This is a genomic window from Stenotrophomonas maltophilia (assembly GCF_002799245.1).
Taxonomy (GTDB): domain Bacteria; phylum Pseudomonadota; class Gammaproteobacteria; order Xanthomonadales; family Xanthomonadaceae; genus Stenotrophomonas; species Stenotrophomonas maltophilia_S.
The window spans coordinates 1,107,497-1,121,887 of sequence record NZ_NEQV01000002.1; the positions used below are offsets into that span (position 1 = coordinate 1,107,497).

11 protein-coding genes are annotated in these 14,391 nt (G+C 67.4%); 9 read left to right on the forward strand and 2 right to left on the reverse strand.

The genetic code is table 11. The features are described from left to right. Positions 1-26: 26 nt before the first annotated feature. Positions 27-800 carry a TatD family hydrolase gene (locus B9Y64_RS10930; RefSeq protein WP_100440666.1) on the reverse strand — a complete coding sequence of 258 codons (774 nt, stop codon included), beginning with the start codon at positions 798-800 and terminating at the stop codon, positions 27-29. After that, positions 797-1,012 (reverse strand): DUF6116 family protein, encoded by a 216-nt coding sequence (locus B9Y64_RS10935; RefSeq protein ID WP_100440667.1) that lies wholly within the window; start codon positions 1,010-1,012, stop codon positions 797-799. Before B9Y64_RS10935 ends, B9Y64_RS10930 begins: the two co-directional genes overlap by 4 nt. A 163-nt stretch (positions 1,013-1,175) precedes the next feature. Between B9Y64_RS10935 and B9Y64_RS10940 the strand changes: the two genes are divergently transcribed. The 9 genes from B9Y64_RS10940 to B9Y64_RS10980 all read left to right on the forward strand — a co-directional run bounded on the left by B9Y64_RS10940 (position 1,176) and on the right by B9Y64_RS10980 (position 14,194). After that, positions 1,176-2,021: a glycine zipper 2TM domain-containing protein gene (locus B9Y64_RS10940; RefSeq protein WP_100440715.1), complete on the forward strand. Its 846-nt coding sequence runs from the start codon at positions 1,176-1,178 to the stop codon at positions 2,019-2,021. Between the two features lie 126 nt (positions 2,022-2,147). After that, the gene (locus tag B9Y64_RS10945; protein WP_100440668.1) at positions 2,148-2,696 is read left to right on the forward strand and encodes a GNAT family N-acetyltransferase; all 549 of its coding nucleotides are present in this window, start codon (positions 2,148-2,150) and stop codon (positions 2,694-2,696) included. Between the two features lie 156 nt (positions 2,697-2,852). After that, positions 2,853-3,509 (forward strand): glutathione S-transferase family protein, encoded by a 657-nt coding sequence (locus tag B9Y64_RS10950; protein ID WP_100440716.1) that lies wholly within the window; start codon positions 2,853-2,855, stop codon positions 3,507-3,509. A gap of 63 nt (positions 3,510-3,572) precedes the next feature. Further along, positions 3,573-5,852, forward strand: a complete 2,280-nt coding sequence (locus B9Y64_RS10955) for a thiamine pyrophosphate-dependent enzyme (protein WP_100440669.1) — start codon at positions 3,573-3,575, stop codon at positions 5,850-5,852. A gap of 3 nt (positions 5,853-5,855) precedes the next feature. Continuing rightward, positions 5,856-7,799 carry an asparagine synthase (glutamine-hydrolyzing) gene (gene asnB, locus B9Y64_RS10960; protein ID WP_100440670.1) on the forward strand — a complete coding sequence of 648 codons (1,944 nt, stop codon included), beginning with the start codon at positions 5,856-5,858 and terminating at the stop codon, positions 7,797-7,799. A 66-nt stretch (positions 7,800-7,865) separates the two neighbouring features. Next, a complete protein-coding gene (locus B9Y64_RS10965) occupies positions 7,866-8,426 on the forward strand; it encodes an NADPH-dependent FMN reductase (RefSeq protein ID WP_100440671.1) in 561 nt (186 codons plus the stop codon). A gap of 297 nt (positions 8,427-8,723) precedes the next feature. Beyond that, entirely contained in the window at positions 8,724-10,154 is a 1,431-nt protein-coding gene (locus B9Y64_RS10970; protein WP_075677331.1) for a replicative DNA helicase, read from the forward strand. A 204-nt stretch (positions 10,155-10,358) separates the two neighbouring features. Beyond that, positions 10,359-12,602 (forward strand): TonB-dependent receptor family protein, encoded by a 2,244-nt coding sequence (locus B9Y64_RS10975; protein ID WP_100440672.1) that lies wholly within the window; start codon positions 10,359-10,361, stop codon positions 12,600-12,602. Beyond that, positions 12,602-14,194, forward strand: coding sequence for an alkaline phosphatase D family protein (locus tag B9Y64_RS10980; protein WP_100440673.1), 1,593 nt, complete (start codon positions 12,602-12,604; stop codon positions 14,192-14,194). Before B9Y64_RS10975 ends, B9Y64_RS10980 begins: the two co-directional genes overlap by 1 nt. The last annotated feature ends 197 nt before the right edge of the window (positions 14,195-14,391 follow it).

Here is a 14,391-nt window from a genome sequence, read left to right on the forward strand (position 1 = left end):
TGCCGGCCAGCGGCCGGCACCAGCCGTTACATTGCCGGCAGCGCGAACAGCCGCCGCGCGTTCTCGGTCGTGGCCTGCGCCACGGCCTCCAGCTCCATCCCGCGCAACGCGGCCACGTGGCGGGCAATGATCGCCAGCCGCGCCGGTTCGTTGCGCTGGCCGCGGATGCCGGCGTCGGGCTGGTCTGGCGCGTCGGTTTCCAGCAGCAGCTGCTCCAGCGGCATCTCGCGCACCAGCCGCTGCAGGCGCTGTGCCCGCTCGTAGGTCAGCGGGCCGCCAAGCCCCAGCAGGAAGCCCTGCCTGTGCAGCTGCGCGGCCTGTTCGGGGCTGCCGGAAAAGCTGTGCACCACGCCGCGCAGGCCGCCGATGCGACGGATGGCGGCGATCACCGCATCCACCGCGCGTCGCGCGTGCACGATCACCGGCAGGTCGAATTCACGAGCCAGCTCCAGCTGGCCGTTGAAATAGACCTGCTGGGCCTCGGCATCCAGTCCCTCGATGAAGAAGTCCAGGCCGCATTCGCCGATCGCACACGGGCGTTCGCGCTCGATCCACCCGCGCAGCAGTGGCAGGTGCTCAGGCCGGTGCTCGGCCAGGAACATCGGGTGCAGGCCGTAGGCAGGGTAAAGTCCTGGCGCCTGCTGGCAGACCTCGCGCAGCTTCGGCCAGCTGGCAGCGGTCACCGCAGGCACCACCTGCTGCCCCACACCCGCAGCCCGCGCCCGTTCGATCACGGCGGCGCGGTCAGGGTCGAAACCGCCCGCGTCGAGATGGCAATGGCTGTCGACCAGCAGGCTCAACGCTGTTCCAGCGGCGGGGGCGTGGTGGGGTTGCGGTTCTTCCAGTTGGCCAGCAGCAGCGTGCCGAAGCCCAGCACCAGCTCATCGACGAACGGGATCGGGTCCGGGATGAACAGCGTCAGCACGAACAGGCCGGCGGTGAGCTTGAACAGGGTGGGGTAGCGCAGCCGGCGGGCCCATTGCAGTACCGGCAGCAGCATCGGGTTGGCCATGGCGGGAATCCTCGTGGGGAATATGCAAACGCTATCACGGGCCCAGCATTTCCCGATGCTGAATGGGTTACCGGAATGAGCAGGAAATGTGGAGATTCCGTTCAGGCAGTACATGCTGCAATCTGCCCCGAGAACGTTGCGGATGGTCCGCAAGGAGCAGGTCATGAAAAGCACAACTACAACTGTCCTGGTCGCAGCGGGCGCGCTGCTGGTCGGTGGCATCGCCACCGCCGCCTTCATGAAGAGTGGCGACAAATCGCCCGAATCCATCAGCGCCGCAACCCCCAATGGCGAGTCGCGCCTGGTCGATGGCAGTGCCACCGACGATGGCGCGCGTGGTGACAAGCTCGACCCGTCCGCGCCGCGCGGCCTTGAGTACGCCGATGTGCTGAAGGTCGATCCGATCACCGAGAAGCAGAAGGCGTACGCCACCGTGATCGGTACCGATCCGGTGCGCGAGACCTCCACCACCCAGACCCCGCATGAAGTCTGCGAGGACGTGACGGTGCAGGAACGCCTGCCGGAGCGTGATGGCAACGTGGGCGGTACCGTGGTTGGCGCCGTGGTCGGTGGCCTGCTCGGCAACCAGGTTGGTCGCGGCAATGGCCGCAAGGCGGCGACCGCCGCCGGTGCCGTGGCCGGTGGCTTCATCGGCAACGAGATCGACAAGCGCCATGTGGGTGGCCGCGTGGTCAACCGCACCGAGCGCCAGTGCCATACCGAGACCGCGACCTCCGAGTCGAGCCGTGTCACCGGTTACAACGTGACCTACCGCAACGAGGACGGCACCACCGGCAGCATGCGCATGGCCAGCAAGCCGGGCACCCGCATCGCCATGGGCAACACCGATGTGGTCAAGGGCTACAACGTGACCTACCGCTATGACGGCGCCGAGAAGACGGTGCGCATGGACAACAAGCCGGCCAGCGATCGCCTGCCGGTGGTCGATGGCCAGCTGGTCACGCAGACCGCTGCTGCCGGTGCCACTGCCGCAGCCACGCGCCAGTAATCTAGGCGCAGCCTGCAGCACCTGACGGGCCGGCTCATGCCGGCCCGTTTCGTTGCCGCCGGCGATGTTCATCCGCGCAGGCAGCGAATCCACCATCATGGACGTTCCCTTCGACATGGAGCCGGCATGAGCATCTTCGACCTGCGCATCGAAACCGAGCGCCTGATCCTGCGCCCGCTGCTGCGCGAGGACTACGAGCCGTATCTGGCGTTCTGCGCCGACGAGGAAACGATGCGCACCCTGGGTGGCGTGCAGCCGCCCTCGGTGGCCTGGCGTGGTTTCTGCGGCCTGGCGGGCGCCTGGCAGATGTTCGGCTTCTCGATGTTCAGCGTGATTGAGAAATCCAGCGGCGACTGGATTGGCCGGATGGGGCCCTGGCAGCCGCAGGACTGGCCGGGCACCGAGGTGGGCTGGGGCATCCGCCACGCCAGCTGGGGCCGGGGCTATGCGCCGGAAGCCGCGGTCGCCGCGATCGATTGGGCGTTCGATACGCTGGGCTGGGACGAGGTGATCCACACCATCGCCGAGGACAACGACAACTCGCGGGCCGTGGCGCGCAAGCTTGGCAGCACCCTGCTGCGCATGGGGCAGTTGCCAGCGCCGTACAACGACAAACCCATGCAGATCTGGGGGCAGTCGCGCGAGCAGTGGCGGCGGCGCCGTTCGCCGCTGTAGAGCCGAGCCCATGCTCGGCTGCTGTTCGCCAGATGCGGCCGAGCATGGGCTGGGCTCTACAGATTACCCGCCATGCTGCACCCGCGCTTGGCATTCACCGGCGCGCTTGCCAGACTGCCCGCAGCCGGCCGCCGGCCGGATCCGATGGAGCAGGCAATGGTGGAAGAGCGCGTCCCGCTGACGGTGCACGGCATGTCGGTGTCCGGCAATTGCCACAAGGTCCGCCTGCTGCTGGAGCAGCTCGGCAGCCGTTACCGATGGGTGGAAGTGGACAGTGCCCATGGCCAGACCCACAGCGCCGAGTTCCTCGCGCTCAATCCCAATGCCAAGGTGCCGCTGATCGTCCGCGACGATGGCCGCGTGCTGACCGAATCCAACGCGATCCTGTTCTGGCTGGCCGAGGGCACGCCCTACCTGCCCACCGATGGCTGGGAGCGCGCGCAGGCACTGAGCTGGATGTTCTTCGAGCAGTACACGCACGAGCCCTGCGTGGCGGTAGCGCGCTTCATCCGCGGCTGGACCGCGCCCGATTCGCCGCGCCGCGCCGAACTGCCACGCCTGCACGAACGCGCCGCGACCGCGCTGGCGGTGATGGAGCAGCACCTGCGCCAGGCGCAGTGGTTCACCGGCAACGGGTACGGCATCGCCGATATCGCGCTGTTTGCCTATACCGATGTGGCGGGCGAGGGCGGCATCAGCCTGGCGCCGTTCCCGGAGGTGCGCGCCTGGCTGCTGCGCGTGCGTGAGCAGCCACGCTTCCTGGCGATGCCGGCGGTGACCGCCGAAGTGCGCGCGCGCTTCGAGGCCGCCTGATGTCCACAGGGTAGCGCCGGGCCAGCGCCCGGCGGAACGCAACAACGACACGGAGGGTGTTCGATGTTTGCTGTGGTTCCAGATCCGATTCCTGCACGCATGCGCGTGCTCAACCGCGCCGAAGTATGCGACGCCAACTTCCTCGACGCGGTGCGTGGCTGGCGAGGTACGCCGCGCACTCGTCCTGCGCCGGATGCGCCGATCCTGCCGGGCAGCACGCTCAGCGCCATGGCTTTCGGTGAACTGTTCGATTCGCAGCTGGCCAGCCGTCAGCTGGACCTGATGGCACGCGTACTGCGTGTGCAGAACAAGGTCTTCTACACCATCGGTTCGTCCGGCCACGAGGGCAACGCGCTGCTGGCGCGGGCCAGCCGGCATACCGACCCGGCGTTCCTGCACTATCGCTCCGGCGCCTTCATGGCCGAGCGTTCGCGCCAGGTGCCGGGGATCGACCCGCTGCGCGATGCCGCGCTTTCGTTCGCTGCCAGCGCCGATGATCCGGCCAGCGGCGGCCGCCACAAGGTGTGGGGCAGCAAACCGCTATGGGTGCTGCCGCAGACCTCGACCATCGCATCGCATCTGCCCAAAGCGCTGGGCACCGCGCTGGCCATCGAGAGTGGCAAGCGGCTGGGCCACGCGCTTCCGATCCCGGCCGACAGCGTCGTGCTGTGCTCGTTCGGCGATGCCTCGGCCAACCATGCCACTGCACAGACCGCATTCAACACCGCGATGTGGTCGGCCTACCAGAAGCTGCCGGCTCCGGTCCTGTTCGTCTGCGAGGACAATGGCCTGGGCATCTCGGTGAAGACGCCGGACGGCTGGATCGCCGAACGGTTCAGCCGCCAGCCGGGGCTCGATTATTTCTTCGCTGATGGCCTCGACCTGGCCGCCGGGCATGCCCAGGTGCAGGCGGCGGTGGACCACTGCCGGCGCACGCGACGGCCGACTTTCCTGCATCTGCGCACCACGCGCCTGATGGGCCACGCCGGCACCGACTTCGAGGTGGAATGGCGCGCGTTGCCGGAACTGTGCGCGGCCGAGGCGCAGGATCCGCTGCTGCGTTCGGCACAGATCGCGATGGAATCGGGCTGGATGGATGCGGCAGCCATCGAGGTGGCCTACGAGACGATGCGCGCGCGCTGCATGGCTGCCGCCGCCGATGCTGAAAGGCGCCCGAAGCTGCAGTCGCTGCAGGAGGTGATGGCGCCGCTGGCACCGTACACGCCCGCAGCGGTGCAGGCCGAAGCGCGGCGCGAGGTGCCCGCTGCGGCGCGCGAGGCGCTGTATGGCGGTGCGGAGGCCCTGCCTGAGCGGCAGGCGCCACGTCATCTGGCGATCCAGATCAACCATGGCCTGCAGGAACTGCTGGCGAAGTATCCGCAGAGCCTGCTGTTCGGTGAGGACGTCGCGCAGAAGGGTGGCGTCTATACCGTCACCAAGGATCTGCTGCGCCGCTTCGGCCCACGCCGGGTGTTCAACACCCTGCTGGACGAGACCATGATCCTGGGGATGGCACAGGGCCTGGCCAACCTGGGCATGCTGCCGATTCCGGAGATCCAGTACCTGGCCTATCTGCACAACGCCATCGATCAGGTGCGCGGCGAAGCGTGTTCGCTGCAGTTCTTCTCCAACGACCAGTACCGCAACCCGATGCTGGTGCGGGTGGCCGGACTGGGCTACCAGAAGGGCTTCGGTGGCCACTTCCACAATGACAACTCGATCACCGCGCTGCGCGACATCCCGGGCCTGGTGGTGGGCTGCCCGTCGCGCGGCGACGATGCGGTGATGATGCTGCGCACGCTGGCGGCACTGGCGCGGGTGGATGGGCGCGTGGCGGTGTTGCTGGAGCCGATCGCGCTGTACATGAGCAAGGACCTGCACGAAGCGGGTGACGGCCAGTGGCTGTTCGACTACCCGGCGCAGGGCCAGGCGCTGGTGCCGGGCGAGGGCCGGGTCTATGCGCCGGAAGCCGGCGACCTGGTGATCTATACCTATGGCAACGGCGTGCCGATGGCATTGCGCGCGGCGCGGGCGATCGAGCAGCGGCTGGGCTGGCAGGTCCGGGTGGTCGACCTGCGCTGGCTGGTCCCGCTGGATGCCGGCTTCATCGCCGCCCAGGCTGCCAGCGCACGGCGGGTGCTGGTGCTGGACGAAGGGCGCCACAGCGGCGGGGTGGGTGAGGGGGTGGTCACCGCGCTGGTCGAGGCCGGGTTCGGCCATCTGCCGCTGCGCCGGGTCTGCGGTGCCGATACGTACACGCCACTGGCGGGGGCAGCAATGTTCGGGCTTCCAAGCGACAATGCGGTGATTGGCGCCGCCCTCGACCTGGCGCAGGAACCCTGATGCATGTGTGGATTGGCGGGAATGTTGTTGCCGGCGCCGCTGGCGTCGGCCGAGGCGCTGCAGGCGCAGGCCCTGGCGATGGGCCAGGCGCTGCACCATCGCGGGCCGGATGATGGCGGCAGCTGGGTCGATGCCGAGGCGGGCATCGCGCTGGCGCATCGCCGCCTGAGCATCCTCGACCTGTCCCCGCTGGGCCACCAGCCGATGGCCTCGGCCGACGGTCGCTACGTGATGGCCTACAACGGCGAGGTCTACAACTTCGCCGCCCTGCGCGAGGAACTGGAGCCGCTGGGGCATGCCTTCCGCGGCCATTCCGACACCGAAGTACTGCTGGCGGCGATCCTGCAGTGGGGCGTGGAAGACACCCTGCAGCGCTGCAACGGCATGTTCGCCATCGCGCTGTGGGACCGCCAGGAGCGTTGCCTGTGGCTGGCCCGCGACCGCGTCGGCAAGAAGCCGCTGTACTACGGCTGGGCTGGCGACACGCTGGTGTTCGGTTCGGAACTGAAGGCGCTCTGGCAACACCCGGCGTTCGACAACGACATCGATCGTGATGCGCTCACATTGCTGCTGCGGCTGGATTACATCCCGGCGCCGCACAGCATCCACCAGCGCTGCTACAAGCTGATGCCGGGCCGGGTACTGCGCCTGGACGCAGCAGCGGTGGCCGCAGGCGCCGCAGCACATCGCCCGGAGCAGGCGCAGCGCCCGTACTGGGATGCGCGCGCGCGCATGCAGGCGGCGCTGGCCGCCCCGTTCCAGGGCCGCATCGAGGACGCCGAAGAGCAGCTGGACGCACTGCTGCGCGACGCGGTGGCGTTGCGCATGGTGGCCGACGTGCCGGTGGGCGTGTTCCTGTCCGGCGGCACCGATTCATCGCTGGTGGCGGCGCTGATGCAGGCGCAGAGCGGGCAGCCGGTGCACAGCTTCAGCATCGGCTTCACCGATTCGGGGCATGACGAAGCACCGCTGGCCAGGGAGCTCGCTGCGCACCTGGGTTGTGATCACACCGAGTTGTACGTCAGCGGCGCCGATGCGCTGGCGGTGGTGCCGCAGTTGCCGGCGATGTTCGATGAGCCTTTTGCCGATGCTTCGCAGGTGCCGACCGCGCTGGTCGCCCGGCTGGCGCGGCAGGGCGTGACCGTTGCGCTGTCCGGCGACGGTGGCGATGAACTGTTCTTCGGCTACACCCGGTATGTACGCGCGCTGCGCAACTGGCAGATGCTCGGCCGCGTGCCGGGGCCGCTGCGGCGCTGGATGGGCGCACGCTCGCAGCAGCAGGGCGAAGCCTCGCGGACCGGTGGCCTGGCGGCGCTGCTGGCCGAGACCGGCGCACGTGGCATCGGCGACGTCTACCGCAACCGCATCTCGCGCTGGCGCGACCCGGCCGCGGCGGTGCCCGGCGCGCAGGCCGCCGGCAGCTTCTACGACCTGGCCGATCCGCTGCACGGCGCGGGTACGCCGGCCGACGCGATGATGCTGGCCGATTTCGTGACCTACCTGCCGGATGACCTGTTGTGCAAGGTCGACCGTACCTCGATGGCGGTCAGCCTGGAGGCGCGCGCGCCGCTGCTGGACTGGCGCGTGGCCGAGTTTGCCTGGTCGCTGCCGCTGGGCTTCAAGCGCAGCGAGACGACCAGCAAGGTGTTGCTCAAGCGGGTGCTGGGCCGTTACGTGCCGCATTCGATGGTGCACCGTCCCAAGCGCGGTTTCGGTGCACCGGTCAGCGATTGGCTGAAGGGCGACCTGCGGCCCTGGGCCGAGGACCTGCTGCAGCCGGCGCGGCTGGAGCGCGAGGGCGTGCTGTCGGCAGTGGCGGTGCAGCCGCTGTGGCAGCAGTTCCTGGCAGGCCAGCGCAAGTGGCATACCCATCTGTGGAACGTACTGATGTTCCAGGCCTGGCAGGCGCATTGGCGGCAGGTGCGCGCAGGCGTCGTGGGCGGCTGATCTTCACCGGCCTGCACGGGCCCGGCGACTAGGCTGGGCCTCCCGCACCGTGAGGAGTATGTACCGATGTCCGTCCCCACCATCGCCGTGTTCGTCGGCAGCCTGCGCAAGGACTCCTGCAACCGCAAGCTGGCCCATGCGCTGGAGAAGATCGCCGGCGATCGCGCGCGTTTCCAGTACGTGCAGATCGGCGACCTGCCGTTGTACGACCAGGACTTCGACGCGCACTACCCGCCGCAGGGCACCCGGCTGAAGGACCAGGTGCGCGCCGCCGACGCCGTGCTGTTCGTGACCCCGGAATACAACCGGTCGGTGCCGGGCGTGCTCAAGAACGCCATCGATATCGGCTCGCGCCCCTACGGTGACAGTGCGTTTGCCGGCAAGCCGGCGGCGGTGATCGGAGCCTCCATCGGCCAGATCGGTACTGCCGTGGCCCAGCAGCATCTGCGCAACAGCCTGGCCTTCCTGGACATGCACGTGCTGGGCCAGCCCGAGGCATTCATCCACTTCAAGGACGGCCTGATCGATGCAGATGGCACGATCCACAACGAGGGCACGCACAAATTCCTGCAGGGCTACGTGGACCGCTTCCTGGCGCTGATCGCGGTGCACGCCAAGGGCGATTGACGCCGATGGGGTCAGCGCCCTCTGCTTTGCAGAGGGATCCGACCCCAACCACGCCGGGGGTCGGATCCCGGCGCGCAGCGGCGGGCTCCGACCCCGGCCGCCCGATCTGCGATAATGTCCCGCTCGGGCACCGCAATGGCGCCCGTCGCAGGCAGTGCGACACCCCCACGCCAGTCTGGCCAGGCGCCGGCGGATATCCCCCGTTTCTCCACGGCTTATCCACAGGCTTGTCCATGGTCGCCGGGGTCGGCGCATGCCTACACTCGTCTGGCCCACTTTTGCAGGAAACACCGCAGCATGTCCGCTCGTCCCGGCTTCCGTTCCAACCGCAGAGAGCGCGGTGATGGCTTCGATCGCGATCGCGACGAGTCGCGCATCGACCAGTTGCGGGTACCGCCACATTCGGTGGAAGCCGAGCAGGCGGTGCTGGGTGGCCTGATGCTGGCACCCGAGGCGTATGACCGGGTCAACGACCAGCTGACTGAAGGCGACTTCTATCGTCGCGATCACCAGATGATCTACCGTGCGATCCGCGAGCTGTCCGAGCGCGAACGGCCGTTCGATGCGGTGACCCTGGGCGAGTGGTTTGAATCGCAGGGCAAGATGGAACTGGTGGGCGACGGCGCCTACCTGATCGAACTGGCCAGTACCACGCCGTCGGCCGCCAACATCGTGGCCTACGCCGAGATCGTGCGCGACAAGGCGGTGCTGCGGCAGCTGATCCAGGTCGGCACCGACATCGTCAACGACGGTTTCCAGCCCGAGGGGCGTGACAGCAGCGAGCTGCTGGCGTCGGCGGAAAAGAGCGTGTTCGCCATCGCCGAACAGGGCGCGCGTGGCCGTACCGATTTCGTGGCCATGCCCGGTGCACTGAAGGATGCCTTCGAGGAGCTGCGCAACCGCTTCGAGAACGGCGGCAACATCACCGGCCTGCCGACCGGTTACAACGATTTCGATGCGATGACCGCCGGCCTGCAGCCGACCGACCTGATCATCCTCGCGGCGCGCCCGGCGATGGGCAAGACCACCTTCGCGCTGAACATCGCCGAGTACGCGGCGATCAAGTCGAAGAAGGGCGTGGCGGTGTTCTCGATGGAAATGTCGGCATCGCAGCTGGCGATGCGCCTGATTTCCTCCAATGGCCGCATCAACGCGCAGCGCCTGCGTACCGGCCAGCTGGAAGACGAGGACTGGAGCCGCGTCACCAGCGCGATCAAGATGCTGAAGGAAACCAAGATCTTCATCGACGATACGCCGGGCGTGTCGCCGGAAGTGCTGCGCTCCAAGTGCCGCCGCCTCAAGCGCGAGCATGATCTCGGCCTGATCGTGATCGACTACCTGCAGCTGATGAGCGTGCCGGGCAACAGTGAAAACCGGGCAACCGAGATCTCGGAAATCTCGCGTTCGCTGAAGGGACTGGCCAAGGAACTGAACGTGCCGGTGATCGCGCTGTCCCAGCTCAACCGCTCGCTGGAAACGCGTACCGACAAGCGCCCGGTGATGGCCGATCTGCGCGAGTCGGGCGCAATCGAGCAGGACGCGGACATGATCGTGTTCATCTACCGCGACGACTACTACAACAAGGAAAATTCGCCGGACAAGGGCCTGGCCGAGATCATCATCGGCAAGCACCGTGGTGGCCCGACCGGTTCGTGCAAGCTGAAGTTCTTCGGCGAATACACCCGCTTCGACAACCTGGCCCACGATTCGGTCGGTTCGTTCGAATAACGGGTGTTTCCCTTGCTCCGTGTAGAGCCGGGCCCACGCCCGGCTCTTTCGACTGGGCCAGGTTCCGGCTCCAGCACCATTCGGAACGCCAAAATTCCGTATGTGGCGTGTAAATGACATGTAACGCGACGCTTCTACGATTCCGCCGCTGCTGCCCTTCGACGCCGCCCTTCGGCGTCCAGCGTGCCCAAGGAATCCGCCTCCATGCCGTCCCACGCTCCGCTTCGCCGCAATCTGTTGGCCCTGCTGGTCTGTGCTTCGCTGCCGTCGCTGGCTGCCGCTGAAACCGCCCCCGCCACCGACGCGCAGTCGGCCACCACCCTCGATTCGATCTCGGTGATCGGCCGCGGCGAAGCCCGCCAGGTGCAGCGCGTGACCGCCGAGGACATGAAGATTCTTCCGCCCGGTGCCAACCCGCTGAAGCTGCTGGCCAGCAAACCCGGCGTGCACTTCGAGTCGGCCGATGCCACCGGCGCCTACGAATGGTCCACCACCATCAGCCTGCGTGGCTTCAACCAGAACCGCCTGGGCTATACGCTCGATGGCATTCCGCTGGGCAACATGGCCTATGGCAACAGCAACGGCCTGCATATCAGCCGTGCCGTGATCAGCGAGAACCTGGGCGGTGCCGAAGTGTCCACCGGCATCGGCGCGCTTGGCACGCCGTCCACCAGCAATCTCGGTGGCGTATTCCAGTTCTATTCGATCGATCCGTCCACCGAATACGGGGTGGTGCTGGCGCAGGGCTTTGGCAGTGACAGTGCGCGCCGCAGCTATGCACGCCTGGAGACCGGTGAGCACCAGGGCTTTGCTGCCTACCTGTCCGGCGTGTACTCCGAAGGCGACAAGTGGAAGGGCAAGGGCTCGCAGGAACTGAAGCAGTTCAACGGCAAGGCCACCTACAACTTTGGTGCAGACAGCAAGATCACCGCGCTGTTCAACGCCTCGCGCCGCGTCGAGGCCGACTACCAGGATCTGTCGCTGGAGATGATCGATCGTCTTGGCTGGGACTGGGACAACTACGCGCCGGACTGGGATCGCGCCGTTGCCGCGGCACGCGGAAAATTCAGCGGCGGCGTCAACAGCCCCTGGGATGCGTATTACTCCGGCCACGGACTGCGCAATGACGACCTGTCCAGCATCGCCGGCGATTTCGGCCTGAACGAGTCGATGCGGCTGAAGGTCAACGTCTACAACCACAGCAATCGTGGCCAGGGCCACTGGTTCAGCCCGTCCAATCCGTCCAATCCGGGCACCAGCCGCGAGATCCCGATCTCGATCCGCACCACCGAGTACGCGATCGACCGCACCGGCGTGACCTCGGCGTTCACCTGGAACGTTGCTGGCCACGAGCTGGAGGCCGGCCTCTGGTACGAGGACAACGGCCACAGCGTGCAGCGCAACTTCTACTACATCGACGGCCCGATTACCGACGACTTCTTCCTGCGCAACCCGGACCAGCGCGTGTGGCATCAGCGCTACACCACCATCACCCGCCAGTTCTACGTGCAGGATCGTTTCCGCCTGTTCGATGACCGCCTGACCATCGACATCGGTGCGAAGTCGCCGCATACCCGCACCAGCGTGCGCACGCCGCTGGGCAGCTATGCCAACAACAGCAGCCTGACCTCGAAGAAGGGCCTGCTGCCGCAGGCGGGATTCAACTTCAAGCTCAACGAAGGCAACGAGATCTTTGGTTCGTTCGCCAAGAACATCGCCGCCTATGCGCTGGGCGTGGGCAGCCCGTTCAACGTGCCGCAGGCGGCGTTCGATGCCAGTGCGCAGAACCTGAAGCCGGAACAGTCGCGCACCCTGGAGCTGGGCTGGCGCGGCTACGGGCAGGGCTATGAAGCCTCGGTTGCGGTGTACGACGTCAAGTTCGACAACCGACTGCTGGCGATCGCACAGTGCGTGGGCATCCTCGGTTGCCCGGCGCTGTTCTCCAACGTGGGTTCGGTAACCAGCCGCGGCGCCGAGGCGACCCTGCAGCTGAAGCCGATGCAGGACCTGGCGTGGTCCAACGCACTGTCCTGGAATGACAGCACCTACGACAACGACTACGTGAACAACGGCGTGGTGCCGACCCGCGGCAAGAAGACCGTCGACACCCCGGAATGGATGTTTGCCAGCACCCTGGCCTGGACCCCGGGCCCGTGGGACATGCGCCTGTCGGCCAACCACGTCGGCAAGCGCTACGTGACCTATACCAACGACGTGTCGGTGCCGAGCTACTGGCTGGTCAATGCCTCCGTGGCCTATGACTTCGGCGCGCTGGGCCCGGCACAGAACCTGACCGTGGCGCTGAACCTGACCAACCTGACCGACAAGCGCTACCTGTCTTCGATCAACACCAACGGTACCTATGCCGCCGACCCGACCCGCAGCCTGGCGACCATGCAGGTCGGCGCGCCGCGGCAGGTGATGGCCACTGCCACCGTGCGCTTCTGATGCGCGGGCCGGCGGATCCGGAAAGCCGCCGTCGCCTGCTGCGCATGGCGTGGCAGGGCACGGGGGCGGCGATCGCGCTGGCGGCGATGCCGGGGCTGGCCACGGCCGGCCCACGGCCGCGGCTGGGCCGTGATCCGTTCACCCTCGGCGTCGCCGCCGGTGATCCGGATCCGCAGGGGGCTGTGTTGTGGACGCGGCTGGCGCCCGACCCGCTCAACGGCGGCGGGATGCCGTCGCGGGCGGTGCCGGTTCGCTGGTTCGTGGCCGAAGACCCCAGCATGCGCCGGCTGGTGCAGCGAGGCGTGGCTGCTGCGGTGCCGGAGCTGGCCCATTCGGTACACGTGGAGGTCAACGGCCTGCGTCCCGGCCGCGACTACTACTATCGTTTTGCCTGCGATGGCGATGAGGAAAGTGCGGTCGGCCACTTCCGCACCGCGCCGTTGCTGGAGACGCAGCTGCAGCAGCTGCGGCTGGCACTGTGCACCTGCCAGGCCTGGAACAGTGGCTACTACCCGGTGCTGCGCGATATCGCGCAGAGCGATGTCGACCTGGTGTTGCATGCGGGCGACTACCTGTACGAATACAGCCCGCTGCAGAACGCACGCGGCAGCACGCTGGACGCGGCGCGTTTCAGTGGAGAGACCGTGAGCCTGGAGCGCTACCGTGACCAGTACGCGCTGTACAAGCTCGATCCGGATCTGCAGGCAGCCCATGCCGCGCACGCTTTCGCGGTGATCTGGGACGACCACGAGGTGCAGAACGACTACTCCGGCATCCATCCGGAGAAGCCCGGCACATCGATCGAGGACTTCATCGTGCGGCGCGCGGCGGCCTACCGCGCGTTCTACGAACACCTGCCGATGCGCAGCACGCCCGCGGGCAATGGCGGCCTGCGCGTGCACCGACGGCTGCGCTATGGCGATCTGGCACAGCTGACGCTGCTGGATTGCCGCCAGTTCCGCCCGGCCAATCCGTGCGGGGTGGGCGAGTCGCCACGCTGCGACGCCGCGCTGGACCCACGCATGAGCATGCTCGGCACGGGCCAGGAAGCGTGGTTCGCGCAGTCGATGGCCGCCGCAAGGGGCACGCGCTGGAACGTGGTGGTGCAGCAGCTGCTGATGGCGCAACTGCGGCTGGACGGCGGCACACCGCGCGAACGCTTCTGGAACGACGCCTGGGATGGCTATCCCGCCGCACGCAACCGGCTGCTGCAGGCGCTGCAGGCGGGCGGGCAGGGCAATGCCATTGTTCTCGGCGGTGACTGGCATTCCACCTTCGTCAACGACCTGAAGCTGGATTTCGACGCAGCCAACGCGCCGGTCGTGGCCACCGAATTCATCGCCCCGGCGATCAGCAGTGGTGGTGACGACACACCGTACGGGCGGTACTACGGGCCGTCGATCGCGCAGAACCCGCATATCCGCTATTTCGACGGCGACCGCCGCGGCTGGTGGAAGCTGCAGCTGAACCGGCAGGCCGTGGACGCCGAGCTGCGCTTCGCCGACAGCGTGCTGCGCCCGGATGCCGCCGTGCACGCCACGGCGCGCTTCCAGGTGACCCACGGCCGCCCGGGGGCGGTGCAGATTCTGTAGCCGAGCCGACGCTCGGCTGCTCTTCATCGCGATCGCAGAAACCCCGCGCTGCGCGCGACAGCCGAGCATGGGCTTGTATGTTCCTCCCGGCTCCTACGAGGTATGTAGGAGCCAGGGTGGAGGGACCGTCAACATGATATCTGCGGGTACCAGCCGACAGACGAGCCGAGCGATCCCCATCCCGCACCTTAACGTCG

Excerpts from the sequence above, each read along its gene's own strand:
- B9Y64_RS10935 (WP_100440667.1), bottom strand. The coding sequence starts at position 1,012 with ATGGCCAACCCGATGCTGCTGCCGGTACTGCAATGGGCCCGCCGGCTG.
- B9Y64_RS10945 (WP_100440668.1), top strand. The coding sequence starts at position 2,148 with ATGAGCATCTTCGACCTGCGCATCGAAACCGAGCGCCTGATCCTGCGC.
- B9Y64_RS10955 (WP_100440669.1), top strand. The coding sequence starts at position 3,573 with ATGTTTGCTGTGGTTCCAGATCCGATTCCTGCACGCATGCGCGTGCTC.
- B9Y64_RS10940 (WP_100440715.1), top strand. The coding sequence starts at position 1,176 with ATGAAAAGCACAACTACAACTGTCCTGGTCGCAGCGGGCGCGCTGCTG.
- B9Y64_RS10980 (WP_100440673.1), top strand. The coding sequence starts at position 12,602 with ATGCGCGGGCCGGCGGATCCGGAAAGCCGCCGTCGCCTGCTGCGCATG.
- B9Y64_RS10970 (WP_075677331.1), top strand. The coding sequence starts at position 8,724 with ATGTCCGCTCGTCCCGGCTTCCGTTCCAACCGCAGAGAGCGCGGTGAT.
- B9Y64_RS10965 (WP_100440671.1), top strand. The coding sequence starts at position 7,866 with ATGTCCGTCCCCACCATCGCCGTGTTCGTCGGCAGCCTGCGCAAGGAC.
- B9Y64_RS10975 (WP_100440672.1), top strand. The coding sequence starts at position 10,359 with ATGCCGTCCCACGCTCCGCTTCGCCGCAATCTGTTGGCCCTGCTGGTC.
- B9Y64_RS10950 (WP_100440716.1), top strand. The coding sequence starts at position 2,853 with ATGGTGGAAGAGCGCGTCCCGCTGACGGTGCACGGCATGTCGGTGTCC.
- asnB (WP_100440670.1), top strand. The coding sequence starts at position 5,856 with ATGTGTGGATTGGCGGGAATGTTGTTGCCGGCGCCGCTGGCGTCGGCC.